Origin of the sequence: Flavihumibacter profundi (assembly GCF_020076305.1) — a bacterium.
Lineage (GTDB): Bacteria > Bacteroidota > Bacteroidia > Chitinophagales > Chitinophagaceae > Flavihumibacter > Flavihumibacter profundi.
In genome coordinates this window covers 950,419-976,631 of the sequence record NZ_JAIQXE010000001.1, presented here as the reverse complement: position 1 = coordinate 976,631, position 26,213 = coordinate 950,419, and the positions used below count along the sequence as shown (strand labels likewise).

Below are 26,213 nucleotides of genomic sequence, written 5' to 3'. Positions count from 1 at the left end.
GCTCACAATACTTGTTTTTACCACACTTTAACGCCTTTTTTGTAGACAAAGAAATGTGGCAAAGCTTTTATATTTAAAGATTTCATGAGATCGGTATGAATGCCGCCATCATTTTTTTGCAAAACAAAGGTCCCTGGCAAACTTTTTTGCAACTCAGCTAATACAGGTTTTATTTTTCGGCAGGGTGGGCACCATGGTGCACCAAAATCAACCAAAACCGTTCATGATTGGTGAATCATTTTTTCATAATCTGCAGATGTGAATTGCGGTACCGCTTCATCTGCTATAACAGGACGGCCTTCCAGTTTCCATTTGTACAGACCGCCGGTTAATTCATATACAATTTATCTTTTTGACCGCAATGTTTGGGCAGCATAGGCGCTTCTTTTCCCACTTGCGCAATAGATCAGCACTTCTTTAAGTGCATCCAGGTCCTGAGAGCGGGTGGAAAATTCTTCCGGCTTCAGCCAGTCAGCCTGTAAAGCACCTGCAATGTATCCTGATTTAAACTCCTCTGCCGTTCTTACATCAAGTATCTGTGCTCCAGGTTGCTTCACTTTCTGTTCAAAAGCTTCCGGCATCAATTGGCAGTTGGATTAACCAGACAATTGACAACTCAATTCAAAAATGACCAGAAGTAACTGCAAGGATTATTTATTCATGTCAATTCGGCCATTTATTGCCTGGTAAAGTTGGTGCGCTGTTTCAACTCTTCAATCACGTTAAAAATAATTGGACAACGTCCATAGTGCATCAGGGTGCCAAATATCCGCTGGCTGAAACCAGGTTTATCCAAATGTGGAAATGCCCGGCAATCTTCGAACCTGTCGGCGTAAATAGTACATTTATTTTCTGCCAGAAAATGGCAGGGAATGGTATTTATGACTAATTGACCGCCAATACTTTCTTCCAGATAGTCAGCTTTTATTTCTGATAAAGATTTATTTATCCGATTGGCAAATTTAACCGCCTCATCGGTGCTAACATTGATCATCAGGCTCCTGCAACAATTACCGCAGGAAGTACAGTCGATTAATTTTGTTACTTCTGCATTTAATTCCGCAACAAGGGAATCAAGAGGCCCTTCCCGAAGACGCAGGAATTCCCGGAAAGCTTCATTTTCCATTACATTTTCACTGGATTTCCGTTGCAAAACAGAAAGGTCGGTTTGCAGCGACCCAGGCTTAATCTTCATCCTCTTCCTCCCAATCATCATCTTCATCTTCAAGCTCTTCTTCTTCATCGTAAAGGGATAAAATAGCTGCAGCACTATCAAAATCCATCTCTTCGATTACTTCATGTATTATGTCTTTCCGCAATTTCCAGAAATCTATTTCTTCCTGGCCAAAACTGCGCAGCAGGATACATTTATCTGTTAGTGCTAAAACAGAAATCATTTCAATATCAGAATTGCCATCATCTTTCAGAAGGTAAAATTTCCCAGGCTGCAGGTCAGCGTAAGTTGTCATTTGTTTGTTTTTAAAGGATGATCATTATTCTTCACCATCTTCATAAAAAGCATCTTCATTACTATAATAGGCCGCTTGCCAAACTTTGATCTTTTCATCAGATAACAATTCAAGTATCTCATGAATCGTGTCATCTTTTCTGCGCCACTCGGTTATTTCCGTTTCCCCAAAACGGGTCAGGAATAAACAATAATCTGAGTCCATATTCACTTTGATTAAAGAAATAGGCCCCTCTGCTTTCTCCTGGATCAGGTAATAACAATTCGTCTCCAACAAGGAATAGCTATACATACTCTACATTTTTTCAACAATAAAAACTATTAACGGATTGTAAATCAGCACATAATGGGTTAGTAGAGCCGGTGGCTGGACAGAAGCCTGGGGTTAGTAAAAAAAAATGCTGCTGTCAGTAAACCACTGCGGATGACAAAAATAAGCATAAAAAATCAGCTGGGAAAGCGAAGAAGCCAGGTTCCCCAGATTTTATATTTAATCAACCGATTGCAACTGATTACCAATCATTTAAATAATAAGCTGGATTTTCCACAGGCGTGCAAAATGAACCAATGAAAGCTGATGGGCCTTTCTTTATATTTGCCAGCTTTAAAGAAATAACCGCCGGATCAAAGTATTAATAGTTTATGGCAGAAATCAACAAACCAGGTTTTGAGTATACAGAAGATTCTATCAGAAGTCTCGATTGGCGGGAACACATCAGGCTTAGGCCAGGTATGTATATCGGTAAATTGGGGGATGGTAGCAGTGCGGATGATGGTATTTACGTTTTGCTGAAAGAAGTGATGGATAACTGTATTGACGAACATACCATGGGTTTTGGCAAGCAGATTGAATTAACAATTAAGGATCGTATTGTTACAATCAGGGATTATGGCAGGGGAATTCCGCTGGGAAAGGTGGTTGATGTTGTAAGTAAAATTAACACGGGTGCCAAATATGACAGCAAGGCTTTTCAAAAAAGTGTTGGTTTAAATGGTGTAGGTACCAAAGCGGTGAATGCCCTTAGCCAATATTTTAAAGTTACTGCCTTCCGGGAAGGCAAAGAAAAGACAGCAGAATTTGAAAGAGGAATACTTATTAAGGAATACAAAGAAGCTACTACTAAAGAGACTAATGGTACCCTGGTCAATTTTATACCAGATGATACCGTTTTCCGCAATTTCCATTTCCAGGAAGAATATATTGAAAACCTGCTCTGGAATTATTGCTATCTCAACGCGGGAATGATCATCCTGTTTAATGGTAAAAAATTCGTGAGTCGTAACGGGCTGCTTGACTTATTGCAGAGACGCACCAATGAAGATGAATTACGGTATCCGATAATTCATCTTAAAGGGAATGATATTGAACTGGCTATTACCCATAACAATGATTATGGCGAAGAACTTTTCAGTTTTGTAAACGGCCAGTTTACAACCCAGGGGGGTACACACCAGCAGGCCTTCCGGGAAGCCTATGTTAAAGTGATCCGTGATTTTTATAAAAAAGATTATGAAGCTTCAGATATAAGGGCCAGCATTACTGCCGCAATTTCTGTACGCGTGGTTGAACCTGTATTTGAATCACAAACAAAAACCAAACTGGGTTCACAATATATTGAGGAAGGCGGGCAAAGCATGAAAGCCTTTGTACTTGAATTCCTTGCTAAGGAACTTGATAACTACCTGCATAAAAATACCAATACTGCAGATGCGCTTAAGAAGAGAATTGAGCAAAGCGAACGAGAACGAAAAGAACTGGCAGGTATCAAGAAACTGGCCAATGAAAGGGCTAAGAAAGCCAACCTGCATAATAAGAAGTTGCGCGATTGCCGATTTCATTATAATGAGGAACCTACCGGTAAAGACAAGGAAATGGTCGTGCTAAAGCAACATGAAAGCACCATTTTTATAACAGAGGGAGACTCGGCAAGTGGCTCAATTACAAAAGCCCGCAATGTTGAAACCCAGGCTGTATTCAGTTTAAGGGGGAAACCTTTAAACTGTTACGGACTAACCAAGAAGGTAGTGTATGAAAACGAAGAGTTTAACCTTTTGCAACATGCTTTGAATGTTGAGGATGGTATTGAAAGCCTTCGCTATAATAATGTGGTTATTGCCACAGATGCAGATGTGGATGGTATGCATATCAGGCTATTGCTGATGACATTCTTCCTGCAGTTTTTTCCCGATCTGGTGAAGAATGGCCATGTTTATATATTAGAAACGCCGCTTTTCAGGGTTCGTAATAAACAGGAAACCATTTACTGTTACGATGAAACAGAAAAAAATGCTGCCATCAAAAAGCTGGGTTCAAAGCCGGAAATAACCAGGTTTAAGGGGTTGGGAGAAATCTCACCAGATGAGTTTGCCCGTTTTATCGGAGTAGATATGAGAAAACAACCTGTCCTGGTGATGCCTGAAACACATATTCAGCAATTGCTGGAATATTATATGGGAAAGAATACCCCCCAAAGACAGGATTTTATTATTGACAACCTGAAAGTCGAACTGGACCTGATAGAGGAAATAAATAGTCAACTCTGATTGATGCCCCGACTTTCAAATAATCCTTATAGATTATTTACTAAAAATGACTGACAATGATTCACCTTGTTTTTAATGAAGCTGATATACCGGTTCTTAAGCAGGCCATTGAAATGGATGAAAGCATGGCTGGAGAAGTGGTGCAAATAAAAGACGATTATTCTGTTGGACCAATTGAAAATATCTATGCCGGTGAAGGAAAGGAGTTGCGCAAAGCCTGGTGGCGAAATGTATTGTCAGGAGGAGATTTTGAAGGAAAAACTGAAGACGGGGAAGTAGATGATTATGCAACAATTGCCCACCTTGTAGGTACACTTCGGCGCAATCCTGATGAAATAGTCTGGATCTGGGCTGCTCAGAATAAACATGATGTTAGTGGTTACTATTGGTTGCTCCATTTCCTGAAAGAATTCCAGGGACGCATATTTATCCTCTACCTTAATAACCTACCTTTCCTGAATGAAAAAAGACAATTATTTTATCCTTCCTGGTTGCACACCATTCCGCCTAAGGAGTTTTTGAAAGCCAAAAAACTATCCAGGCCTATTACGCTCAGTGAGTTTGAAATCGACCCGGATGAATGGACCAGGCTTAGTCAGGAAAATAAAATAGTTCGTATCCTGGAAGGCGGAAAAAAACTGGTTCAGTATAATGAAGATTTTTACGATGCTGACCTCTCAAAATTCATCACCAATGACTGGCAGAAAGCCGGCAGAATTATTTCACAGTTCCAGAATAAAAATAAGCATTCTACCGGGGATGCTTACCTATTGTGGCGATTGAAACAACTTGCAGCAGGTGGGGCATTGGATGTTCAGGGGGAAATCCGGAATATGAAAGATTTTGAGCTTAAATGGAAAGGCGGGCCAGTCACTGATTCAGAATAGGTAGCCAATATTATGAAAAAATAAAATAGTGAAAGCGATTCACCATATTGCAATTATAACTGGAAATTATAAGCGTAGTAAAGCCTTCTATACCGATATTTTAGGTTTGGAGGTAATCAGGGAGGTGTACCGTGAGGAGCGAAATTCCTTTAAACTTGACCTGGCGCTAAACGGTCAGTATATAATTGAATTATTCTCTTTTCCCAATCCGCCACAAAGGCCATCGAAGCCAGAAGCACAAGGATTACGTCACCTCGCATTTTCAGTAGAAAACCTTGATGACAGCATACGCGCACTTAAAAAAAAAGGGGTGATAACTGAACCTGTACGGGTTGACCCATATACAGGGAAACGATTTACTTTTTTTAGCGATCCTGATGGATTACCATTAGAATTATACGAATTATAAATAGCTTGGAGAATGTCGAAAGGAAAGCCAAATGAATTAGTACACCAAAATGACTCAGGGGTACAGGGCCAGTATAAAACCTGGTTCCTGGATTATGCATCCTATGTTATTCTGGAACGCGCAGTACCGGCAATAGAAGATGGCCTGAAGCCAGTACAGCGGCGGATTTTACATGCCATGAAGGAAATGGACGATGGCCGTTTCAATAAAGTGGCTAATATAATCGGGCAAAGCATGCAATACCACCCACATGGTGATGCCAGTATCGGCGAGGCCCTGGTAAATATGGGACAAAAAGACTTACTTGTCGAAACCCAGGGTAACTGGGGGGATGTACGTACAGGAGATGATGCTGCGGCCCCCAGGTATATAGAAGCCAGACTTAGCAAATTTGCTCTTGAAGTTGCATTCAATGCAAAAACCACAGATTGGCAACTGAGTTATGACGGCCGAAAAAATGAGCCGGTAACTTTGCCTATGAAATTCCCGCTCTTGCTGGCCCATGGAGCAGAAGGTATTGCAGTTGGCTTGTCAACGAAAATATTACCCCATAACTTTTGTGAAATAATAGATGCTTCCATAAAATGCCTGAAAGGGAAAAAATTTGACTTGTACCCCGATTTCCAGACTGGTGGAATGCTGGATGTTGGTAATTACAACGAGGGGAAAAGAGGTGGTAAAGTTAGGGTTCGTGCAGTTATCGAGGAGCTCGACAAAAAAACACTGGTGATCAGGAATGTGCCATTTGGCATCACCACTTCAGGTTTAATTGATTCCATAATAAAAGCGAATGACCAGGGGAAAATTAAGATTAAAAAAGTAACTGATAATACAGCTGCCAATGTAGAAATCCAGGTAGACCTGGCGCCTGGTATTTCACCGGATATTACTATAGATGCACTTTATGCGTTTACCGATTGTGAAGTAAGTATTTCACCTAATGCATGCGTTATAGTAGATCATAAGCCCCGGTTCATGGGTGTACATGAATTGCTCACAGTTGCAGTAGACAATACCAAGGACCTTTTACAAAAGGAATTGGAAATTAAACTCGGTGAACTTGGAGAAAAGTGGCATTATACTTCTTTGGAGAAAATATTCTTTGAAGAGAAAATTTATAAGGAACTGGAAAAAAAGCATGAAACCTGGGAGAAAGTACTGGAAGCCATTGATAAGGCCTTTGTGCCCTTTAAAAAACAATTGAAAAGAGCAATTACCAGGGAAGATATTGTTAAGCTTACCGAAAAGCCGGTAAGACGCATTTATAAACTGGATATTGAAGAACTCAATGCGCAGATCAGGGCACTTGAAGCGGAGATAAAACAAATAAATTACGATCTGCAGCACCTGGTAGAATATGCGGTAGCTTATTTTGAAAACCTGCTGAAGAAATTCGGGAAGGGCAGGGAACGCAAGACGGAAATCCGTTTGTTTGAAGCCATCCAGGCCAAACATGTTGCAATAGCTAATACTAAGGTTTATGTAAACAGAAGCGATGGTTTTATCGGCACAGGGCTCAAGAAGGATGAGTTGGCTTTTGAATGCTCAGACCTTGATGATATAATTGTTTTTACCAGAAAGGGCCTAATGAAAGTAGTTAGGGTAGGTGAGAAGGTTTACATTGGTAAAGACATTATTCATGTAGCCGTATTCCAGAAAAATGATGAAAGGACCACTTATAATATGATTTATGTTGATGGGTCCACTGGAATAAGTTATGGAAAGCGGTTTAATGTCACAGGAGTTACCCGTGAAAAGGAATATGACCTTAGTCGTGGAAATGAGAAAAGCAGAGTCCATTATTTTACCGCCAATCCCAATGGGGAAGCTGAAGTAGTAAATATCATTTTAAGTCCGAATTGCACTGCCCGCAATAAATCACTGGATTTTTACTTTGAAGAACTTGAAATTAAAGGGCGCGGGGCAGTTGGAAATCAAATTACTAAGTATCCCATTAAAAATGTAAGGTTTAAAGAAGCCGGAAGATCAACTTTAAGTGCTATTAAACTTTGGTTTGACGATAAGTTTGGCCGGCTGAATACTGAAGCAAAGGGTCTTTACCTGGGAAATTTTGAAGGCACGGAAAAATTATTGGTAATATTCACAGATGGAAATTATGAATTAACTGATTTGGAAATGACCCAGCGGTTTGATCCCGAAAAAGTATTAATGATTGAAAAGTATAATCCGGAAAAGGTCATAACCGCAGTTTATCTTGATAATGAGAAATTACAATATAATGTAAAGCGCTTCCGGATTGAAACATCTTCAATGCAAAACAAGTTCCTGTTTATTAAGGAGGGAAGTGGTAACAGGCTTGAATTGGTTACTTCCGATCCGAAGCCTATTCTGATGCTGCATACTGGAAGAGGTGCACAAGCCCGTACCCAAAAGATTAAGCTTGCTGATTTTGTAGAGGTGATGGGGTGGAAAGCCGTTGGCAACAAGCTTGCTGACTATTCAAAAAGTACAGAAATGGAATGGGAGCAAAAGGAAAAAGAAGATGGACCCCAGTCGTCCTTATTTTAATCTATTGGATATTCCACATAAAAAAACAACCGAATTGCGGTTGTTTTTTTTATGTAGTTGGCAGATTATCTTTTAGGCGGTTGTTTCTTTCTGATCCTTACAGAACCATTTTGTGTTAAGTTACTGGTCAGGAATATTTCCTGCGGTGTTTCGCCATCATAAATCACCATCAACGCAGTGTTTGGCGGTATGCGGCCCAGATTTTCAGCAAACATGGCAACGTCATTAAATTCACGGTTTGGATCAAGTTTAACATAAATTGTTAGGGCCTTAGCCGATATCATTTGTTTTTCCAGTACCGGGTTACCATTAAGAAATACTGAAATGCTGTCTCCATCAATATCTCCATTATCATAGAAGCTGATCCGCACAGAATCAGAAGCAACAATTAATTCATTAGCTACAATTGTTTGCCTTTGCTTGAACCTGTTGGTAAGGTTAGCCAGGGAATTGCTGCTTACTGAAGGACCTTTTATTTCGGGACGGGACAAACCAGCACTTGTGACAGCATTTTTTATAACAGGTCCATCTGCTGTTTTAGGATCGTCAATTACAATAAGATCTTCAACTGTTGGTTGCCATAACTTTTTCGCCATACCATTATTTATCACAGAGTCCTGCTGTACCAAGGAGTCTTGCGAAAATAGTACGCGTAATTCAGGACAGGTATATTTGTATTTGGAGTCGGAACTGAAAGCACCACGAACAAAACTACCAACTTTTGAAATTCGTAATGTCCCTTCAAAACTCATATTACAGGTAACTCCGTCTATGGAATTAGCTTTGTAAAATACTACCGGAATGTTTGGTATACTTACCTGTCGCGTTTGAGGATCATACGTCCCCTTGACAAAAAAACTTTGGTAGCCATTTCGGAAATAGTACCCGAATATGCCTTCTACGGTATTTCCTTTTTGTTTAATTACTAACTCGGTCAGGTAGTTATTAAAAGTGCCGTCAAGCACTACGTCGGCTTTCCCATACCAGCTACCACCCATAGTTTGGGCTCCGGCGTTTAGGGAAATAATCATTAAGGATATCAGAATTATACGATGCATGTCCGAAAATTAAGCAAAAATTGGATTTATAAAAGCATTTTCAGGAATGTTCCTGCAAATACAATAATTTATTTAAGAAAGCGTTTTATGTCGCGCTCCACTTCCCGGCTTTTTATTGATTCACGTTTATCATGCACCTTTTTCCCCTTTCCAAGTCCAATTTCAAGCTTTGCTATATTTTTTTCTGTGAAAAATATTTTTAAGGGTATAATTGTATAGCCTTTCTCTTTTATCTTGGTTTCCAGCTTTTTAAGTTCCTTTTTATGCAATAAAAGTTTTCTTTCCTGTGTAGGAACATGTCTTTGTGTTGTACCAAAAGCATATTCTGAGATATGTAAGTTTTTAACATATAGCTCGCCCTTATCAAAAACGCAATAAGCATCATTGAAACTTACCTTCCCATTCCGGATTGCTTTCACCTCAGTACCTACAAGTACCAAACCGGCAATATAGGTCGCTTCAAAATAGTAATCATGAAATGCTGCTCTGTTCCTGAGTTCCACTGTATAAAAAATAAGGATGCAAAGGTACCTCCTTAATTAGTTTAAATGCCAAAGATTTAGTTTTTGAACAGTATAAGTAACGTACTTAATCGTTCTTTCAGTTTTTTCCGGTCGATAATGAAATCCAAAAAACCATGTTCAAGCAGGAATTCGCTGCGCTGGAATCCTTCAGGAAGGTCACGTTTAATTGTCTCTTTAATAACCCGTGGGCCCGCAAATCCAATTAATGCACCTGGTTCTGCAATATTCAGGTCACCCAACATACCAAATGAAGCTGAAATTCCTCCGAAAGACGGATCTGTTAAAAATGAGATATAGGGAATTTTTGCATCGGTCATTTGCGATAATTTGCCTGAAACCTTTGCAAGCTGCATTAAAGAAAAAGCACTTTCCATCATTCTTGCCCCGCCAGATTTACAAATGATCATGAGGGGTGTTTTATGCTCCAGGCAATAGTCTACAGCCCTTGATATTCTTTCCCCCATTACACTTCCTAAGGATCCGCCAATAAATTCAAAATCCATGCAGGCAATAACTATTGGATTGCCGTTAATATTACCTGAAGCTACTCTTATTGAATCTGTAATATCTGTTTTGCTCCAAATTTCCTGCAGTCGCTTTTCGTAAGATTTCAGGTCAGTAAAATGTAAAAAATCTTTTGACCTGATATTTTCAAACATAACTTCCAGTTGCCCATCATCGAATAAAATTTCGAAATATTCGGTACTACCTATGCGGTGATGGTAATTACATTTTGAACATACGAACATATGTTCGCGCAATTCATTCATTGTGCAGATATAATTACACTCCGGGCATTTCGTCCATAAGCCCTCCGGTGTTTCCTTTTTCTCTGCAGTGCTGGTCAGAATACCTTTTTTAATACGCTTGAACCAGCTTGATTTTGTCTCCTCTGTTTGTCCTTCTTCACCAGCCAGGTTTGCATCAAAATCTTCCTCGTGTTGTGCCATACTCCGTTTGGTTTTGGCGGCTAAGATAAGAAACCTGAATGAATCCCTTAATGCCGCATGTGCTTGAAAGTATTGATCAATCCATTGGTTGAACTATCGTGTGAATTCACCTGGGTATTGTCTGTTAGTTCCGGCAGGATCTTGTTTGCCAGTTGCTTGCCCAATTCAACTCCCCACTGATCAAAACTGAATATATTCCAAATAATTCCCTGAACAAATATTTTATGCTCATATATAGCGATAAGTTGTCCAAGGGAATAGGGGGTAATTTGTTTTAGCAAAATGGAATTAGTAGGGCGGTTACCGTTAAAAACCTTAAAGGGGAATAATTTCTCAATTTGATCGGCTTTCATACCCGATTGCACTAATTCCGCTTTTGCTTCAGCTGCTGTTTTGCCATTCATTAGTGCTTCAGTTTGGGCAAAAAAATTCGACATCAGCTTTAGATGGTGGTCTCCAACCGGATTATGGCTAATGGCAGGGGCAATAAAATCACAGGGAATTAGAGGGGTGCCCTGATGGATCAGCTGGTAAAAGGCATGCTGGCCGTTGGTGCCGGGTTCTCCCCATATAATTGGACCGGTTGCATAATTGACAGGGGCACCATTACGGTCAACCGACTTGCCATTGCTTTCCATATTACCCTGTTGAAAATAAGCAGCAAAACGGTGCATATATTGGTCATATGGTAAAATTGCTTCACTTTCTGATCCGAAAAAATTAGTATACCATAGTCCGGTAAGTGCCATTAATATAGGAATATTTTGATCTGGTGCTGCTGTTTTGAAATGCTCATCAGCAGAAAAAGCACCTTTCAGAAGGGCCTCAAAATGATCATAACCTATTGTGAGGACAATCGATAAACCGATTGCACTCCATAGGGAATAACGTCCACCTACCCAATCCCAGAAACCAAACATATTGGCTTTGTCAATTCCGAATTTCACTACATCTTTTTCATTAGTTGACAAGGCAACAAAGTGTTTTGCAATAAAAGCTTCATCCTTGGCGGCAGCCAGGAACCAACTGCGTGCGGTTAAAGCATTTGTCATGGTTTCCTGGGTGGTAAAAGTTTTCGAAGCTACCAGAAAAAGGGTTTTTTCCGGATCAACCTTTTTAAGGGTTTCAGCCATATGTGTACCGTCTACATTGGAAACGAAAAATGCCTGGATGCCTGGAACCCAATATGGCTTAAGCGCTTCTGTCACCATCAATGGACCCAGGTCGCTTCCACCAATCCCGATATTAACAATATAACATATAGGCTTACCTGAATAACCCGTCCATTCCCCGCTATGGATTTTTGCTGCAAAACTTTTCATTTGGGCAAGAACCGCCAAAACATCAGGCATAATATCTTTCCCTGCTGTAATTACCGGTTTCCCGCTTTGGTTCCTCAATGCAGTATGCAAAACAGCCCGGCCTTCAGTCTGGTTGATAGGTTCTCCATTAAACATTGCCTGTATAGCCTCATTAACCTTGGTTTCTGCAGCCAGCTGAAGCAGTAGAGACCATGTTTTCCCGGTGATGATGTTTTTTGAAAAATCAAAAAGGATATCGCCAAAACAGCGTGAAAAGCGGCTGAACCTTTCGGGGTCCTTCTCAAACAGTTCACGCATATGTGCCTGCTTCATCTCCTGGTCATAATGTTGCTGGAGGCTTTTCCAGGCACTGGTTTGCGATGGATTAACAGTTGGTAGCATGTATTTTGGTTTGCTTGTGGCCGTAAAAATAGGGATTTAGAGACCACTAATCACAGTAACCAGTTTCTGGACCATTGACGAATTAACATCTAAATGGGTTACCATCCTTACTTGAGTTGGGGATATGGCCATACAATGGATATTTTGCTGCTTTAATTTTTCCACCAGCTCTTTGGCGGTAAACCGACCATGAACTTCAAATATGATGATATTGGTTTCAACGGGCATAATTGAACCTGTAAAATCTTTTTTCTTAAGGGCTTCTGCAATTTGCGTGGCGTGCTGATGGTCTTCCTGAAGCCTGGTTATATGGTGTTGCAGCGCATATATTCCGGCTGCTGCCATAAATCCGGCTTGTCGCATCCCCCCACCAAATACTTTTCTTATACGCCTGGCTTTGTGAACAAAATCAGAAGAACCGACCAAAATACTCCCGACCGGACAGCCCAATCCCTTATTGAGGCAAACTGAGATACTGTCAAATACTTCACCATACTGTATGGCCGATTGCCCGGTAGCTACAAGGGCATTGAATAACCGTGCACCATCTAAATGAAGGGCCAGATTTTGTGTTGTGCAGACGGTGCGGATCTTTTGAATTTCACTCCAGTTATAGCAACTGCCACCCCCTCTGTTGCTTGTGTTTTCCAGGCAAACCAGGGATGTTTTCGCTTTATGGATATCATCTGGATTAATAGCGCCGGCAACCTGGTCTGCAGTAATACGGCCATAGTTACCGGGCAATGCTTTTACCTGTGCTCCGGAGTTGAATGCTATACCGCCTCCCTCATAAATATAAACATGCGCCTGTTGTTCACAAATCACTTCATCGCCAGGTTGGGTATGAACTTTGATAGCAACCTGGTTGCTCATAGTGCCTGTTGGGCAATATAAAGCCGCTTCTTTTCCAAACAGGGCAGCGGCCCCTGCTTCAAGTTCATTAACGCTGGGATCTTCTCTGAATACGTCATCCCCAACCTGTGCATGGAACATGGCTTCAAGCATTGCCGGGGTCGGCTTTGTGAAGGTGTCTGACCTTAATTCAATTCTCATAATATTCTTATATTAAATAGCCTATTATTAATTTAATCAATTGTAATATAATTATTTATATAATTTGTAAGCATTTAAACAGTTGAATATGTAGGGATTTATTTGTTCTTTTTCATCTTGTGTATAACTCGTGTGCAATTATCGCCTTCCAATTCAATGCTATTCATACCTTTTAGGGACTAATCCTATATATTTGCTTCCCTTTAAAATCGGATAACAGTGCGTCTAAAGAGCTTAGAAATAAAAGGTTTTAAAAGTTTTGCTGATAAAACCATTGTGCATTTTGACCAGAATATCACCGGCATCGTCGGCCCAAACGGATGCGGAAAAAGTAATATCATTGATAGTATCCGCTGGGTCATTGGTGAACAAAAAATCAGTCAGCTTCGGTCCGAAAACCTGGAAAGCCTGGTTTTTAATGGATCCAGGACAAGGTCGGCATCCGGACTAGCAGAAGTAAGCCTGACATTTGAAAATACCAGGAATCTGCTTCCCACCGAATTCAATACAGTAACCATTACCCGTAAATTCTATAAAAGCGGTGAAAGTGAATACCGGTTGAACGATGTCAGTTGCAGGTTGAAAGATATACAAAACCTGTTCATGGATACCGGTGTTAGCACCGATAGTTATAGTATTATTGAGTTGGGCATGGTCGATGACCTGATCAAAGACAAAGAGAACAGCCGCCGAAGGATGCTCGAGCAGGCAGCCGGGATTTCAATCTATAAAACAAGAAAAAAGGAGGCAAGGCAAAAACTCGACGCCACTGAACAGGACCTCGCCCGTATTGAAGACCTTTTGTTTGAAATCAATAACCAGTTAAAAACGCTGGAAAACCAGGCAAAAAAAGCAGAAAAATATTTTGAAATCAAAAAGGATTACAGGGAGCTTTCCGTAGAATTGGCCAAGGCAGCCCTGGAAGGATTTAATGTAACATATCGCGAACTGAATGAACAAACCGCAGTTGAAACTGATAAAAAGGTACAACTTGAAGCGATGGTAGCCCAGGAAGAAGCGGCTATTGAACAGGAAAAAGTTGGATTTATTGAAAAAGAACGCCAGCTGCAAAGTTTGCAACATGAGTTCAATGATTTTTTACAGGTATTACGAACTAAAGAAAATGACAAAAACCTTGCAGCACAGAGGCTGAACTTCCTGGAAGAAAAACAAGGCAGCCTGCAGGACTTTCTGCAAAAAAGTTCAGGGCAACTCAAAGGCCTTGAAGAGAGTATTGCTTTCACTTCCCAGCAGGTAAAGGAAGAATCTGCAAAACTTGAAACATTTGAAAGCCAGTTGGATGAATACAAACTGGCCGTTGAAAATAAGCGGGCTGTATTTGACCAGCAACGGAAAGCCGTAGACGAATTAAGGAGCGAAAACCTCCAAATACAACGCAGCCAGTTTGAAGCGGAAAAAAAGGTTGCAGTTGCCGATACTTCTATTGTCAATCTGCAGCGGACTATCCATCAGATAGAAGAAGAAAGGGAAATCAGGTCCAGCCAGCTAAAACAATTGGAAGAAGAAAGAACGATTAAGGAACAGGAGCTTGAAACCCGTCATAAAGACCTGCAACAATTGCAGGAACACCATGAAAGAACAAAAGAGCAGATCCTGTATACTCAGGGTGAACTGGAAATATTACGGCAACACCTGGCGGAAGAAAGCCGTAAACTGGATGCTAAAAAGAACGAATATGACCTCCTGAAAAGTTTGATAGACTCTATGGAAGGGTATCCCGATAGTATAAAATTTTTACATAAAAACCCCGACTGGAACCATACCGCGCCAATTCTTTCTGATATAATTTATGTAAAAGAGGAATTCAGGGCCGCAGTTGAAAATGTATTGGAACCCTATCTTAATTATTATGTAGTAAATAACCTTCAGGAGGGCCTTCAGGCAGTACACCTGCTTGACGCTAATAAGAAAGGCAAGGCTAATTTCTTCTTACTCGATAAATTTAGCGAAATCGAAGTAACCGGTCACCAGCCGGAAGGCACCATCCCTGCAATGTCAGTTATTGAAGTGGATGCACAATACCGCCAATTGGCTGAATATTTACTGGGCAATGTCTTTATTGCTGAAGATGAAGCAGCCCTGGAAAACAGCAATGGTGCTGTAGTGTTGGAAAAAACTGGCAAATATGTAAAAGGAAAATACTCGTTAACAGGTGGAAGTGTAGGCTTATTTGAAGGTAAAAAGATTGGGCGTGCTAAAAACCTGGAGAAATTACATGGAGAAATTGTTTTGCAGGAAGAACTGGTAAACGGACTAAAAGCCGATATCCAGCTAAAGCACAATGAGGTTATTGGATTTAATGAACAGCTGAAAGAACAGGCCATTAAACAAAGCCAGCAGGATATCAATATTCTTACCAACCAGGTCTTTTCGTTGCAGAACAAGGTGGAAAACCTGCATGCACAGCAATCCACCAGCCGTAATCGCCTGGAAGACCTTGAACAGCAACTGGAATCCAACCTTTCTGCAATAGCCGGAACACGGAAAGAACTGGAAGTATTGTTAATACTCATTGAAGAAACCACTAATAAACTGGTTGAAATTGAAGCAGGGTATAAAAATGCCGAACAAGACTATAACAGCGCCAATGCTTTATATAATGAATATAACCTTTCACTTACCCGCCAGCAAAGCAAAATCAACTCATTACAGCAGGAGCTGAAATTTAAGAATGACCAGTTGAATGAACTGACTCTTCAGATTGAAAACAATCAGAGTCAATTGAAGCAAACCGTTGAAAATATTTCCGAAAATGCTGCATTGCTGGCTACTGCAGAAACCGGACTTGAAGATTTATTAAGGCGGAAGGAAGAGAACGAGAAGGTTTTAAATGAAGCTGACCAGGCATATTATAACCTTCGCAATAAACTCAATGAAAAAGAGTCAGAACTCCGGCATAAGGTGAAAGAAAAAGAGCAAATTGAACATTTGCTAAGTGCAATAAAGGATCGTATGAATGAATTGAAACTGCAATTGGCAGGGATGAAGGAGAGATTGCAGGTAGAGTTCAGGATCAACCTCGATGATATACTCGATCAGCCCAGGTTAACCGAAACGCCGGTGGAGGAATTGCAGGAGAAATCAGAAAAAATGAAGAAAAGGCTTGAAAACCTGGGTGAAGTTAATCCAACCGCCATTGAAGCTTTTACTGAAATGAAAAAGCGTTATGAGTTCATCCTTGAACAAAAGAATGACCTGGTTACCGCTAAAGAGAGCCTTTTGCAAACTATTGCAGAAGTCGAAAGTACGGCAAACCAGAAATTCCTGGATACATTTAACCAGGTTAAAGAGAATTTCATCAGGGTTTTTAAAGCCCTGTTTACAGAAGAAGACCAATGCGACCTGATCTTGGAAAATCCTGAAAACCTGGCAGAGACCGGCATTGATATTATTGCAAAACCTAAAGGGAAGCGACCCTCTTCCATTACACAATTGAGCGGAGGGGAAAAGACCCTTACAGCAACTGCATTGCTTTTTGCCATTTACCTGATCAAGCCAGCTCCGTTTTGTATACTTGATGAAGTGGATGCTCCATTGGACGATGCAAACGTGGGTAAATTCACAAATATGATCAGGCGATTCAGTGAAGAAAGCCAGTTTATTATCGTTACACACAACAAAATGACTATGGGGGCGGTTGATGCAATTTATGGCGTAACCATGCAGGAACCTGGTGTTAGTAAACTTGTACCCGTAGATTTCAGGAGCCTTAATTAAGATTTATACCCAATTTATATAAAGAGTAACACAAAAAGTAGTGCCTTTTTACTCGGTAGAATTACGTTGCAGGGATATTTTTACTGAATTATATTAGCCCAGAGGTTGCAATTCTTGTATATTCAAGAGGAGACCGATCGTCTGGGCGATCGGTTTTTTTATTTTAAAATCACTTATATGAGAACGATCATCCTGCTGGTCGCTTCAAATATTTTTATGACCGTCGCCTGGTATGGACACCTGAAACAAACAGGAGTTCCGCTTTGGAAAGCTGTACTAGCTAGCTGGGCCATTGCATTCTTTGAATATTGCCTTATGGTTCCAGCCAATAGGATGGGCTATGGTAATGGTTTTTCCGGTTTCCAGCTTAAAATGACCCAAGAGGTAATTACTTTGATAGTCTTTTCAGTATTTGCTGTTTTGTATCTAAAGGAACCGATCCGGTGGAATTACCTGGTGAGTTTTGGCTTCCTTTTGGGGGCAGTTTATTTTATGTTCCGTAAATGATTCAGAGATATAAATAATAGGGTCTCAAAAGCGAAATAAAGTCTTGTGTATAAAAGTTATCAGACTTAATGGAAATATCTTCTGATTCCGTAGCCGAAGGTGCCCTGGAAAAAATAAGCATTGTCCTGAACGGAGCATGACCGGGTGTTTGCCGAACAAGGGCTTTATAGCACAAATGCATACCAAGGCGATCAGCTTCTTGTATAGCTTTCCCTTCCCTGTGAGCCGGCAGCAACAGTGCTAAATACCCACTTGGATCCATCCATTGAATGGATTTGCCAAATAGAGTTGAAAGGCTCAGGTTTGATTCATGTTTAGCCAGGTTTTTTTGCATATGGCCAGATTTCAGATCATTTGGATAGAATGGGGGATTACTGATAATTAGTCCATAGGAATGGTCTGGAACATATGCCAGTATATCTTTATGAATTACCCTGATCTGGTTATTCCAGGGACTCAAAGCAATATTACCCATAGCCTGTTCATAAGCCGGGTGGTCAACTTCTACAGCTTCAACCTTTATGGACAACTGTTGTGACAACATAAGGCTCAGTAATCCGGTTCCCGTGCCTATATCTAAAACATTTTCATTCACCAGTTTTCCTGAACTGAATTTTACTGCAACCCATGCCCCAAAAAGAGCGGCATCCGTGCATACTTTCATCGCAGATTTTTCCTGGTGAACAATAAATTCCTTGAATTGAAAATAGGTATTCGACACAACACGAAACTACTTGAACTTCACTTACCATGTTGCTTTAGCAGTAGGAATGGCGTCTTTTGCAGCAAAATCACCTGATTTGAATTTATAATATGCAGTAATTGCAATCATTGCCGCATTATCAGTACAATATTCTAAGGAAGGAAAATAGGTGTTCCAATGGTATTTTTGACCAGTCTCCTTCAATGCTGACCTTAAACTCCTATTGGCAGAAACCCCTCCTGCAATACAGATTTCCCGGATTCCCGTTTGCAATGAAGCTTTTTTTAGTTTATTGAGTAAAATTGTAATTATGCGATATTGTATTGAGGCGCAAATATCTGGCAACTTTTGATCAATAAAGGCTGGATTTTCCTTTACCTCGTCCTGCAAAAAATATAAAATAGCGGTTTTTAATCCGCTGAAACTAAAGTCCAATCCGGGTATTTTCGGCTCAGGGAAATTAAACGCCTTTGGATTGCCCGATTGTGCATGAAGTTCAATCAAAGGTCCTCCGGGGTAAGGCAAGCCCAGGATTTTTGCCGATTTATCGAATGCTTCGCCTGCAGCATCATCAATAGTTTCACCAATCACTTTCAGTAAAGTTGGAGATTCGCAAAGTACTATCTGGGTATGTCCTCCACTTACTGTTAAACAAAGGAAGGGGAATGATGGCGAAGGGCTGTCAATTAAATTAGCTAAAACATGGGCCTGCATGTGGTGTACGGTTATCAGGGGCTTATCCAGGGCGAGAGCAATTGACCTGGCAAATTGCGCTCCCACTAAAAGAGCACCAATAAGGCCAGGTGCCTGGGTAAAGGCAACAGCATCCAGTTCAGACAATAAAACCCCAGCTTTTAGCAGGCTTTGATCAACTACAGGAACAATATTTTGCATATGTGCCCGGCTTGCCAGCTCAGGTACCACACCGCCGTACTGTTCATGAATTTTCTGCGATGCAATAATATTTGATAAAATCCTTCCATCCCTGCAAACCGATGCCGCAGTTTCATCGCAGGAACTCTCTATAGCCAGTATTGTAATACTCATAAGTTTCCAGGTTGCAAATTTTTGCAAATCAATAATTGATAGCTCATTATTTACTCCTTATTGCAACAACGGGATCCATTTTTGCCGCCATGGATGCAGGAATAATGCCGGCCAAAATGCCCACAAAAATACATATGGCTATGGCGGTCATCATTATTTTCACTGATATATAAATTGGGAATCCCAATGAGGATGAAATTATCTGTGTTAGTACGAATACTAGCAATAACCCGACCATTCCGCCAATAATACATAAGAAGGCGGATTCCATTAAGAACTCCATTAGTATGGTATTCTTCTTGGCGCCTATAGCTTTTTTTAACCCTATCTGGCTGGTTCTTTCACGAACAGTGACAAACATAATATTGGCCACCCCGAACATACCCACCACCAGTGATAATAATGCAATGAAAAACCCACCCATATTTATTCCTGAAAAAATGCCGGCTGCAAATTCCCCGAATGCATCAACATCATTCAAAGAAAAATTATCCTGCTGGGTAGGTTTGAGTTTCCGGATAGATCGCATCGCACCTGCTGTTTCATCCCTTAAGGCAGCCATCGGCATGGTTTCTTTTCCTTGCAGCATAATTACAGGATCTGAATATTCTTCTTTTACAATGGTCCTCATGAACCCATAAGGTAACAATATACAATTGTCAAATTCCCAACCACCTATAATACTGCTTCCCTGCTTTTTAATGAGCCCAACAATATTTACATTTTTATTGTAAACAACAACCTGCCGGCCAACAGCCCTTTCCGGTTTGCCAAATAATTCTTCGGCAACTTTATATCCCATCACAGCTGAATTTGAAGCATAGTCATAATCGGTTTGCTGGAAATACCGGCCATCGACTACATCAATTGTCTGGATATTTCCAAATTCTTCTGTAATGCCATACATCCTTACATTTTCCAGCTTTTGGTCTTCAAATTCTACTTTATCCATTCTCTGAAGCGAGAAAGCTATATTTGCGGCTTCTGGAACAGTCTCTTTAAGCAACTTCATTTCCTCGAACTTGGGAGTAGGGCGGTTCATTAATTTCCAATAGGGTACACGGCCGCTATAATCCCATTTGTCAATAAAAATTGTATTACTTCCCAGAGCCTTAATATCCTTTTGTACATTCTGTTCCAGGCTATTCACAGTGGCTAACACGCCAATAATGCAAAAAATGCCGATGGTAATGCCAAATAGAGAAAGGAATGTCCTGAGTTTATTCGACCTGAATTCACCCAGGGCCATTTTTATGCCTGTTCCTAATATTTCGAGGGTTCTGCGCATAGGTCAAAAATAGCGTTTAGTTTTTGTATACATATGATTTTGAGGATGAACGGCGAGCTCCTAAAAAATACTGTATTTACCAGAAAACAATGGTAAATTAGAAGTAGATAATCCTACCCCGCCAAATCAGTGGAAATTATTTATTCACCTAAATTATATTCCGATGGTTACCACAGACATTGCGCAGTTAACCGGAGAGTGTTCAGGCTGGAAAAACACCCTCCGTGAACAAAGAAGCAAATTGACTTCCTTAAATGAAAAGCTCCAGCAACTCGCCTCCAACCAACTGGACAAAAACACGCTCCAGGACCTCGAACATCTCCAGAACCAGTTTTACATTCAGTTAATTAACGTTCATGACCTGAAACATACCATCAAGGAACATGAAAACATTGCCGCCTGGGAACTGGAAAAGAATGGGCAGGTAACTGATGCAACCTGGTCTGCGCATGAAGAACTGCATACTCAATATGAACAACTGCAACAAACTATTCAGCATGTTCAACAGGAGTTCAGGCAGTTTGTTGCCAAAATACAATAAGGATTGCTTTCATCTTAAATTCATGAACGATGCCTGCCGAATTTGATACAAATCATGTAAAAAATATAGTCTTGCTTGGCCATGCCGGTTCAGGCAAGACCTCTTTAGCGGAAAGTATGCTCTTTGAAGCCGGAATAATCAGCCGGCGGGGTTCTGTTTCCACCCGAAATACCGTTAGTGATTACCACGAACTTGAACAGGAGCGTGGCAATACCATATTTTCCACTTTAATGCACAGCCGATGGCGTGGGTATAAAATCAATATTATCGACACCCCCGGCTATGATGATTTTGTTGGGGAAGTTATATCTGCCCTTCGGGTAGCCGATACCGGAGTAATGCTTATCAACTCATCAATGGGCGTTGAAGTGGGTACTGATATCATTTGGCAGTATACGGAACAATTTAGGACTCCCATGATTTTTGCAGTAAACCAGCTGGACCATGAAAAAGCTGATTACGAGAAAACCATTCACCAGATTAAAGATCATTTTGGTTCTAATTGTGTGGTAGTGCAGTATCCTTTGCAGGTAGGCGAAGGATTTCATGAAATAGTTGATGTATTAAGGATGACGTTGTATAAATTTCATGATAATGGCGGGAAGCCTGAAAAATTACCAATACCGGATAGTGAAAAGGAAAAGGCAGATAAACTGCATAAAGAATTGGTTGAAGCAATTGCCAGCAATGACGAAACACTGATGGAGCATTATTTTGATAAAGGGGAATTGGATGAAGATGAAATGAAAGCCGGAATGAAAAAGGCAATGATAAATCATGATCTGTTCCCGATATTTTGTTTGTCTGCCGAACGTAATATGGGAAGCGGCAGGCTTATGGGCTTCATTGATAATGTTTGTCCGAGTGCCAATGAAATGCCTGCCCAGGTTACCCGGAAAGGAGAAAAATTATCTTGTAAAGCTGAAGGTCCTGTTTGCATATTTGTCTACAAAACTGTTACAGAACCTCATGTTGGGGAGCTTTCCTTTTTTAAAGTGTATTCCGGGGTTTTAAAATCGGGTATGGAACTGGTTAACGAGAATACCAATGTTTCTGAAAAAATCAGCCAGCTATTTATTGTTGAAGGAAATAAGCGCAGTAATGTAAATGAACTTACTGCCGGTGATATAGGTGCCACTTTAAAACTTCGAAATACCCATGTAAACAATACATTACATGAGAAAGGAAGGGATATTGAATTGGAACCCATAGTTTTTCCTTCCCCGAATATGAGCATAGCTATTGAGCCTGTCAATAAAGGTGAGGATGAAAAACTATCACAGGCATTGCACCAACTTGTTGATGAGGATCCAACCGTTTTGGTTGAAGTTTCAGGAGAACTTAAGCAAACCATTATTCATTGCCAGGGTGATATGCATCTCGCAGTGATCAAGTGGAAAATTGAACACCTGGCAAAAATGGAAGTAAGATTCACAAGGCCAAAAATCGCCTATCGTGAAACCATTCGTAAAGGAGCTGATGCGCAATACAGGCACAAGAAACAATCGGGAGGATCTGGGCAATTTGGAGAAGTACATATGCGTATAGAGCCCTGGATAGAAGGTATGCCTGAGCCACATGGACTAACCATCCGCGGCCGTGAAACGCATGAACTTCCCTGGGGAGGAAAACTCGTCTACTACAATTGTATTGTTGGTGGAGCTATTGACACCCGTTTCCTGCCTTCCATATTAAAAGGCGTCATGGAAAAAATGCAGGAAGGCCCTTTAACCGGTAGTTATGTGAGGGATATCAGGGTTAGTGTATTCGATGGAAAAATGCATCCGGTTGATTCTAATGATATTTCTTTTAAACTTGCAGGATTACAAGCATTCAGACAGGCTTTCAAGGATGCCGATCCTCAACTGCTGGAACCTATTTTCCAACTGGAAGTGATGTGCCCTGATGAACTTACCGGAGCAGTTATGGGTGACCTTCAAACGCGACGGGCAATTGTGGAAGGAATGGAGTCTGAAGGTCATTTTACAAGAATAATTGCAAAGGTGCCCATTGCTGAAATGCATGAATATTCTTCATCGCTGAGATCAATTACCCAGGGAAGGGCAAAATTTAAAATGCAATTTGATAATTATGCTCCGGTGCCAATGGAATTGCAGAAAAAATTAACCGAAGATTATAATAAGAATTCTGTATTAGAAGAAGTTTAAATTTAAAAGGCTGGTTTGGTTAAACCAATTTTAGGATTGTTGATTTTAGACGATATAACTACCTTGATTTCATTTAGTTATATATGTTTTCGACGAATAAACACAATTTAGGATTGGTTTGCCCGTTTTTGGAATAATCCGTTTTTAATCCGTTTAATTCCCTAAATGAAAACTTCCATGCCGATGAATCAACAGTTGTATTTCAACGATCAGGCTCATATAGCCGAAAAATTCCAAATGATCGAGGATCACCTGAGCGATGCAAGCAAAATGGCTATTTTAAAAATCAGGAATTGGAAACTGGTTGAACACTTACCGGAAACCAATCTCCGATACCAGAAGCACATGCATCAAACCTTATTCAATGTAGTACCCAATGAGTTTATTCTCTGTGAAGTAGGGTATCATTTTTCTCCAGTGAGTAACTGATAAAAAAGGGCCTTTATTCTGGCCCTTTTTTATTTTTAGAAATCATCAGTTTAAAAAGTTCCATTCCTGCAAGGATCAATAAAGCTGTTGGAAGCAATATGATCCATTCTATGGCTGTAATCGGTTCAAGTTGCAGAATGTCATTGATGCCTGGTATATATGCAGCACTGATATGTACCGTTTGTGCAAGTGTAATTCCAATAATAACAATTTGGTTATGCCCAAGTGGTGTTGAAAAAATTGACTGGGTTTCAGAACGGCAATTTATTACATGGAAATTCTGCAGAAAGACCATAAGCATCATTACAATTACCCTGGCGTGCTTTTCCTCATAATGCCATACATTTAGCAGTAATGCCCAGCAACCGAAAGTGATTAAGGTCATGATTCCTGCAGATATAAAAACCTGCAACTTCATTTGCCTGTCAAAAATACTTTCCCCCGGTTTCCTTGGCGGTACCTTCATTACTGCGGGATCGCCTCTTTCAAAAGCCAGTGCCACATCCTGGATGCCATTGGTAACCAGGTTTAACCAGAGAAGCTGAACCGCGAGGAAGGGTAAAGGCATCCCGGAAATTATCGGAATGGCTACGAGTGAAATTTCTGCAAGTCCTGTTGATACCAGGAGATAAATAATCTTACGCAAATTATTATAGGTATTCCTGCCTTCTTCAACTCCGGCTTCAATGGATGCGAAATTATTATCCGTTATTATAATCGAAGATGTGTCTTTTGTAAGGTCTGTCCCGGAACCCATTGCGATACCAATATGGGCTGCCTTAAGGGCCGGAGCATCATTTACGCCATCACCCGTAACCGCTACATAGTGTCCAAGAGCTTTTTTACTATCTATTATCAGTTTTTTCTGCATTGGTGTAACCCTTGCAAATACTGTTTTATTCGCAATAATTTCGTTCAGCCTGTTATCATGTGAGCTTTCAAGTGCAAATAATTCCTTGCCGGTAATTAATTGTTCCTTTGTTGCGGCTATACCTAACTGCTTGGAAATGGTCAGAGCTGTTAAGGGATGGTCGCCGGTTATCATCACAACCTCAATTCCGGCTTCCTTGCAATTTTTTATAGCAGAAATCGCCTCTGGCCTGAGAGGGTCTATTAGTCCGGCTAAACCAGCCAGGTTGAGTTGACCAAGTTGTGATAAATCAGCTTTTTCAACCGGACCAGAGGCTAATGCAATAACCCTTTGTCCGTTTGATGCCATAATTTCCGATTCATTTAAACTGATAGCCATCCCTGTTTCAGATAAATATTGGCTCACAACTTCAACTGCCCCTTTCATGGAAAAATACAGTTGGCCATTCTGGGAATAGAACACTCCAGAAAATTTATTTTCTGATTCGTAAGGAACCATTTGGAGTATCGTAATTTCCTGCAGGAAATAGGCCGGATTTTTCCCAGCCTTATAGGCAAGGGCCCTGAGTGCAACATCCACGGCATCACCACTGTATTCCCATCCGTCAGCACTTTGCCGCAGTATCCCTTCATTGCTTAATAGTGCACACTGGATAAAATTGAATAAAAGGTCATTTGAAAAATCCAGGTCCTTGCCAATTTCGCTTTTTATACTTCCTATCCCATTATACCCGTCTCCCAAAACCTGTAATTGTTTTCCATCGGGAAGGAATATGGCCTTAACGGATTGCTGGTCCATCGTTAACGTGCCGGTTTTGTCAGAAGCAATCAAGGTGCAACTCCCAAGCCCTTCTACAGCAGGCAATTTCCGGACGATAACATTCCGCCTTGCCATCCGGTTTGTACCGATAGCCAAAGCTACGGTGAGTGCTACAGGCAATCCTTCAGGAATCGCCGAAACCCCAACAGCTACCATAAAGAAAAACAGTTCCCCGGCAGGGATTCCCCGCATATAACCTAATAATCCTAACAGGCCGCATATTAGCACAACAGCAAATGAGATGTTTTTTGAAAAAATATCCATCCGGTTTATAAGGGGGGGCTTTTCCGGTGTCGTGGTAGCCAAAGATTCTGCAATCTTCCCTATTTCAGTTTGAACGCCTGTCTGAATTACTATACCTGTGGCACGTCCTTTTAAAACAGTGGTGGCAGCAAATGCCATATTAGTCTGGTCGCCCAATGACAATTCCAGGTAAGTTATTTTTTCAGCGCTTTTGTTTACTGCATGGGACTCCCCGGTCAAAAGGGCTTCATCAATTATGAGGTCCTGGCAGCTGATCAAACGGAGGTCTGCAGGTACTTTTGCCCCCGACTCCAACAGAACGATATCCCCGGTTACCAATTCTTCGGCGTCCACCTGCACAATCTTGCCATTTCTTTTAACCCTCGACTGAATATGCACCAAATCTCTCAGCGCAGCAGCACTGCTTTCAGCTTTATATTCCTGCCAGGTTCCCAAAATGGCATTAATGGTAATAATTATCAGAATAAAAAGGGCATCCCTGCTTTCGCCGGCAACCAGTGAAATAAGGCCTGCCGCTATCAAAATATAGATCAAAGGGCTTAAAAACTGACCCGCAAAAATTGCTAAAACCGATTTGTCTCTTGGTTTGGGTATTGCATTTAGTCCAAATTCCGCCTGGCGCCGGAGAATGGCGGCAGTATTTAGTCCGTCGTTTCCACTTTCTGTTAGCTGGTATATTTCCTCTATATCAAGTTGGTACCAGGCTTTCATTT

At 40.8% G+C, this 26,213-nt stretch carries 23 protein-coding genes; 9 read left to right on the top strand and 14 right to left on the bottom strand.

Going from position 1 to position 26,213, the window contains the following annotated elements; all coding sequences use genetic code 11:
* Positions 1-17 precede the first annotated feature (17 nt).
* From LAQ65_RS21145 to LAQ65_RS04110, 5 genes are all read right to left on the bottom strand, one after another.
* Positions 18-215, bottom strand: coding sequence for a thioredoxin family protein (locus LAQ65_RS21145; RefSeq protein WP_224115673.1), 198 nt, complete (start codon positions 213-215; stop codon positions 18-20).
* 129 nt (positions 216-344) lie between these two features.
* A complete protein-coding gene (locus LAQ65_RS04125) occupies positions 345-581 on the bottom strand; it encodes a rhodanese-like domain-containing protein (protein WP_224115672.1) in 237 nt (78 codons plus the stop codon).
* Between the two features lie 95 nt (positions 582-676).
* Positions 677-1,243, bottom strand: a complete 567-nt coding sequence (locus LAQ65_RS04120; protein WP_224115671.1) for a YkgJ family cysteine cluster protein — start codon at positions 1,241-1,243, stop codon at positions 677-679.
* Positions 1,185-1,469: a hypothetical protein gene (locus LAQ65_RS04115; RefSeq protein ID WP_224115670.1), complete on the bottom strand. Its 285-nt coding sequence runs from the start codon at positions 1,467-1,469 to the stop codon at positions 1,185-1,187. Before LAQ65_RS04115 ends, LAQ65_RS04120 begins: the two co-directional genes overlap by 59 nt.
* Positions 1,470-1,493: 24 nt before the next feature.
* A complete protein-coding gene (locus LAQ65_RS04110; RefSeq protein WP_224115669.1) occupies positions 1,494-1,760 on the bottom strand; it encodes a hypothetical protein in 267 nt (88 codons plus the stop codon).
* A 350-nt stretch (positions 1,761-2,110) separates the two neighbouring features.
* Here LAQ65_RS04110 and LAQ65_RS04105 point away from each other — a divergent pair, with 350 nt between their 5' ends.
* From LAQ65_RS04105 to LAQ65_RS04090, 4 genes are read left to right on the top strand one after another with little or no spacing between them, the layout of a single operon-like run.
* Positions 2,111-4,012 carry a DNA topoisomerase IV subunit B gene (locus tag LAQ65_RS04105; RefSeq protein ID WP_224115668.1) on the top strand — a complete coding sequence of 634 codons (1,902 nt, stop codon included), beginning with the start codon at positions 2,111-2,113 and terminating at the stop codon, positions 4,010-4,012.
* A 56-nt stretch (positions 4,013-4,068) separates the two neighbouring features.
* Positions 4,069-4,899, top strand: coding sequence for a DUF1835 domain-containing protein (locus tag LAQ65_RS04100; protein ID WP_224115667.1), 831 nt, complete (start codon positions 4,069-4,071; stop codon positions 4,897-4,899).
* Between the two features lie 28 nt (positions 4,900-4,927).
* Positions 4,928-5,308, top strand: coding sequence for a VOC family protein (locus LAQ65_RS04095; RefSeq protein WP_224115666.1), 381 nt, complete (start codon positions 4,928-4,930; stop codon positions 5,306-5,308).
* 12 nt (positions 5,309-5,320) lie between these two features.
* Entirely contained in the window at positions 5,321-7,837 is a 2,517-nt protein-coding gene (locus LAQ65_RS04090) for a DNA gyrase/topoisomerase IV subunit A (protein WP_224115665.1), read from the top strand.
* Positions 7,838-7,902: 65 nt separating this feature from the next.
* Here LAQ65_RS04090 and LAQ65_RS04085 read toward each other — a convergent pair whose 3' ends face one another.
* The 5 genes from LAQ65_RS04085 to ltaE form a co-directional block, all read right to left on the bottom strand.
* Positions 7,903-8,895, bottom strand: coding sequence for a hypothetical protein (locus LAQ65_RS04085; RefSeq protein WP_224115664.1), 993 nt, complete (start codon positions 8,893-8,895; stop codon positions 7,903-7,905).
* Between the two features lie 68 nt (positions 8,896-8,963).
* Entirely contained in the window at positions 8,964-9,398 is a 435-nt protein-coding gene (gene smpB / locus LAQ65_RS04080; RefSeq protein WP_224115663.1) for an SsrA-binding protein SmpB, read from the bottom strand.
* A gap of 56 nt (positions 9,399-9,454) precedes the next feature.
* Positions 9,455-10,369, bottom strand: coding sequence for an acetyl-CoA carboxylase, carboxyltransferase subunit beta (gene accD, locus LAQ65_RS04075; protein WP_224115662.1), 915 nt, complete (start codon positions 10,367-10,369; stop codon positions 9,455-9,457).
* 47 nt (positions 10,370-10,416) lie between these two features.
* Positions 10,417-12,072 (bottom strand): glucose-6-phosphate isomerase, encoded by a 1,656-nt coding sequence (gene pgi / locus LAQ65_RS04070; protein ID WP_224115661.1) that lies wholly within the window; start codon positions 12,070-12,072, stop codon positions 10,417-10,419.
* 36 nt (positions 12,073-12,108) lie between these two features.
* Entirely contained in the window at positions 12,109-13,125 is a 1,017-nt protein-coding gene (ltaE, locus tag LAQ65_RS04065) for a low-specificity L-threonine aldolase (protein ID WP_224115660.1), read from the bottom strand.
* Positions 13,126-13,344: 219 nt separating this feature from the next.
* Here ltaE and smc point away from each other — a divergent pair, with 219 nt between their 5' ends.
* Together smc and LAQ65_RS04055 are read left to right on the top strand one after the other, a co-directional pair.
* The gene (gene smc / locus LAQ65_RS04060) at positions 13,345-16,863 is read left to right on the top strand and encodes a chromosome segregation protein SMC (RefSeq protein WP_224115659.1); all 3,519 of its coding nucleotides are present in this window, start codon (positions 13,345-13,347) and stop codon (positions 16,861-16,863) included.
* A gap of 177 nt (positions 16,864-17,040) precedes the next feature.
* Positions 17,041-17,370 (top strand): DMT family protein, encoded by a 330-nt coding sequence (locus LAQ65_RS04055; protein WP_224115658.1) that lies wholly within the window; start codon positions 17,041-17,043, stop codon positions 17,368-17,370.
* 1 nt (position 17,371) lies between these two features.
* On the opposite strand, the gene LAQ65_RS04050 is transcribed toward LAQ65_RS04055, so the two are convergent.
* Genes LAQ65_RS04050 through LAQ65_RS04040 form a run of 3 tightly spaced genes read right to left on the bottom strand, consistent with a single transcriptional unit; the run spans position 17,372 to position 20,408 of the window.
* Positions 17,372-18,091 carry a tRNA1(Val) (adenine(37)-N6)-methyltransferase gene (locus tag LAQ65_RS04050; RefSeq protein WP_224115657.1) on the bottom strand — a complete coding sequence of 240 codons (720 nt, stop codon included), beginning with the start codon at positions 18,089-18,091 and terminating at the stop codon, positions 17,372-17,374.
* A 24-nt stretch (positions 18,092-18,115) separates the two neighbouring features.
* Positions 18,116-19,120 carry a tRNA (adenosine(37)-N6)-threonylcarbamoyltransferase complex transferase subunit TsaD gene (gene tsaD, locus LAQ65_RS04045; RefSeq protein ID WP_224115656.1) on the bottom strand — a complete coding sequence of 335 codons (1,005 nt, stop codon included), beginning with the start codon at positions 19,118-19,120 and terminating at the stop codon, positions 18,116-18,118.
* 46 nt (positions 19,121-19,166) lie between these two features.
* Positions 19,167-20,408 (bottom strand): ABC transporter permease, encoded by a 1,242-nt coding sequence (locus LAQ65_RS04040; protein ID WP_224115655.1) that lies wholly within the window; start codon positions 20,406-20,408, stop codon positions 19,167-19,169.
* Between the two features lie 163 nt (positions 20,409-20,571).
* Between LAQ65_RS04040 and LAQ65_RS04035 the strand changes: the two genes are divergently transcribed.
* The 3 genes from LAQ65_RS04035 (at position 20,572) to LAQ65_RS04025 (ending at position 23,546) form a co-directional block, all read left to right on the top strand.
* Entirely contained in the window at positions 20,572-20,949 is a 378-nt protein-coding gene (locus LAQ65_RS04035) for a hypothetical protein (protein WP_224115654.1), read from the top strand.
* 29 nt (positions 20,950-20,978) lie between these two features.
* Positions 20,979-23,117, top strand: coding sequence for an elongation factor G (locus LAQ65_RS04030; RefSeq protein WP_224115653.1), 2,139 nt, complete (start codon positions 20,979-20,981; stop codon positions 23,115-23,117).
* A 165-nt stretch (positions 23,118-23,282) separates the two neighbouring features.
* Entirely contained in the window at positions 23,283-23,546 is a 264-nt protein-coding gene (locus LAQ65_RS04025; RefSeq protein WP_224115652.1) for a hypothetical protein, read from the top strand.
* A gap of 13 nt (positions 23,547-23,559) precedes the next feature.
* Here the strand turns inward: LAQ65_RS04025 and LAQ65_RS04020 are convergent, their stop codons facing one another.
* The gene (locus LAQ65_RS04020) at positions 23,560-26,211 is read right to left on the bottom strand and encodes a cation-translocating P-type ATPase (RefSeq protein ID WP_224115651.1); all 2,652 of its coding nucleotides are present in this window, start codon (positions 26,209-26,211) and stop codon (positions 23,560-23,562) included.
* Between the last annotated feature and the right edge of the window lie 2 nt (positions 26,212-26,213).

What these genes read in the sequence shown, in the direction of transcription:
- LAQ65_RS04125 (WP_224115672.1), bottom strand. Translation starts at nt 581, where the DNA reads ATGCCGGAAGCTTTTGAACAGAAAGTGAAGCAACCTGGAGCACAGATA.
- LAQ65_RS04120 (WP_224115671.1), bottom strand. Translation starts at nt 1,243, where the DNA reads ATGAAGAAGAAGAGCTTGAAGATGAAGATGATGATTGGGAGGAAGAGG.
- LAQ65_RS04115 (WP_224115670.1), bottom strand. Translation starts at nt 1,469, where the DNA reads ATGACAACTTACGCTGACCTGCAGCCTGGGAAATTTTACCTTCTGAAA.
- LAQ65_RS04110 (WP_224115669.1), bottom strand. Translation starts at nt 1,760, where the DNA reads ATGTATAGCTATTCCTTGTTGGAGACGAATTGTTATTACCTGATCCAG.
- LAQ65_RS04105 (WP_224115668.1), top strand. Translation starts at nt 2,111, where the DNA reads ATGGCAGAAATCAACAAACCAGGTTTTGAGTATACAGAAGATTCTATC.
- LAQ65_RS04100 (WP_224115667.1), top strand. Translation starts at nt 4,069, where the DNA reads ATGATTCACCTTGTTTTTAATGAAGCTGATATACCGGTTCTTAAGCAG.
- LAQ65_RS04090 (WP_224115665.1), top strand. Translation starts at nt 5,321, where the DNA reads ATGTCGAAAGGAAAGCCAAATGAATTAGTACACCAAAATGACTCAGGG.
- LAQ65_RS04085 (WP_224115664.1), bottom strand. Translation starts at nt 8,895, where the DNA reads ATGCATCGTATAATTCTGATATCCTTAATGATTATTTCCCTAAACGCC.
- accD (WP_224115662.1), bottom strand. Translation starts at nt 10,369, where the DNA reads ATGGCACAACACGAGGAAGATTTTGATGCAAACCTGGCTGGTGAAGAA.
- pgi (WP_224115661.1), bottom strand. Translation starts at nt 12,072, where the DNA reads ATGCTACCAACTGTTAATCCATCGCAAACCAGTGCCTGGAAAAGCCTC.
- ltaE (WP_224115660.1), bottom strand. Translation starts at nt 13,125, where the DNA reads ATGAGAATTGAATTAAGGTCAGACACCTTCACAAAGCCGACCCCGGCA.
- LAQ65_RS04055 (WP_224115658.1), top strand. Translation starts at nt 17,041, where the DNA reads ATGAGAACGATCATCCTGCTGGTCGCTTCAAATATTTTTATGACCGTC.
- tsaD (WP_224115656.1), bottom strand. Translation starts at nt 19,120, where the DNA reads ATGAGTATTACAATACTGGCTATAGAGAGTTCCTGCGATGAAACTGCG.
- LAQ65_RS04040 (WP_224115655.1), bottom strand. Translation starts at nt 20,408, where the DNA reads ATGCGCAGAACCCTCGAAATATTAGGAACAGGCATAAAAATGGCCCTG.
- LAQ65_RS04035 (WP_224115654.1), top strand. Translation starts at nt 20,572, where the DNA reads ATGGTTACCACAGACATTGCGCAGTTAACCGGAGAGTGTTCAGGCTGG.
- LAQ65_RS04030 (WP_224115653.1), top strand. Translation starts at nt 20,979, where the DNA reads ATGCCTGCCGAATTTGATACAAATCATGTAAAAAATATAGTCTTGCTT.
- LAQ65_RS04025 (WP_224115652.1), top strand. Translation starts at nt 23,283, where the DNA reads ATGAAAACTTCCATGCCGATGAATCAACAGTTGTATTTCAACGATCAG.
- LAQ65_RS04020 (WP_224115651.1), bottom strand. Translation starts at nt 26,211, where the DNA reads ATGAAAGCCTGGTACCAACTTGATATAGAGGAAATATACCAGCTAACA.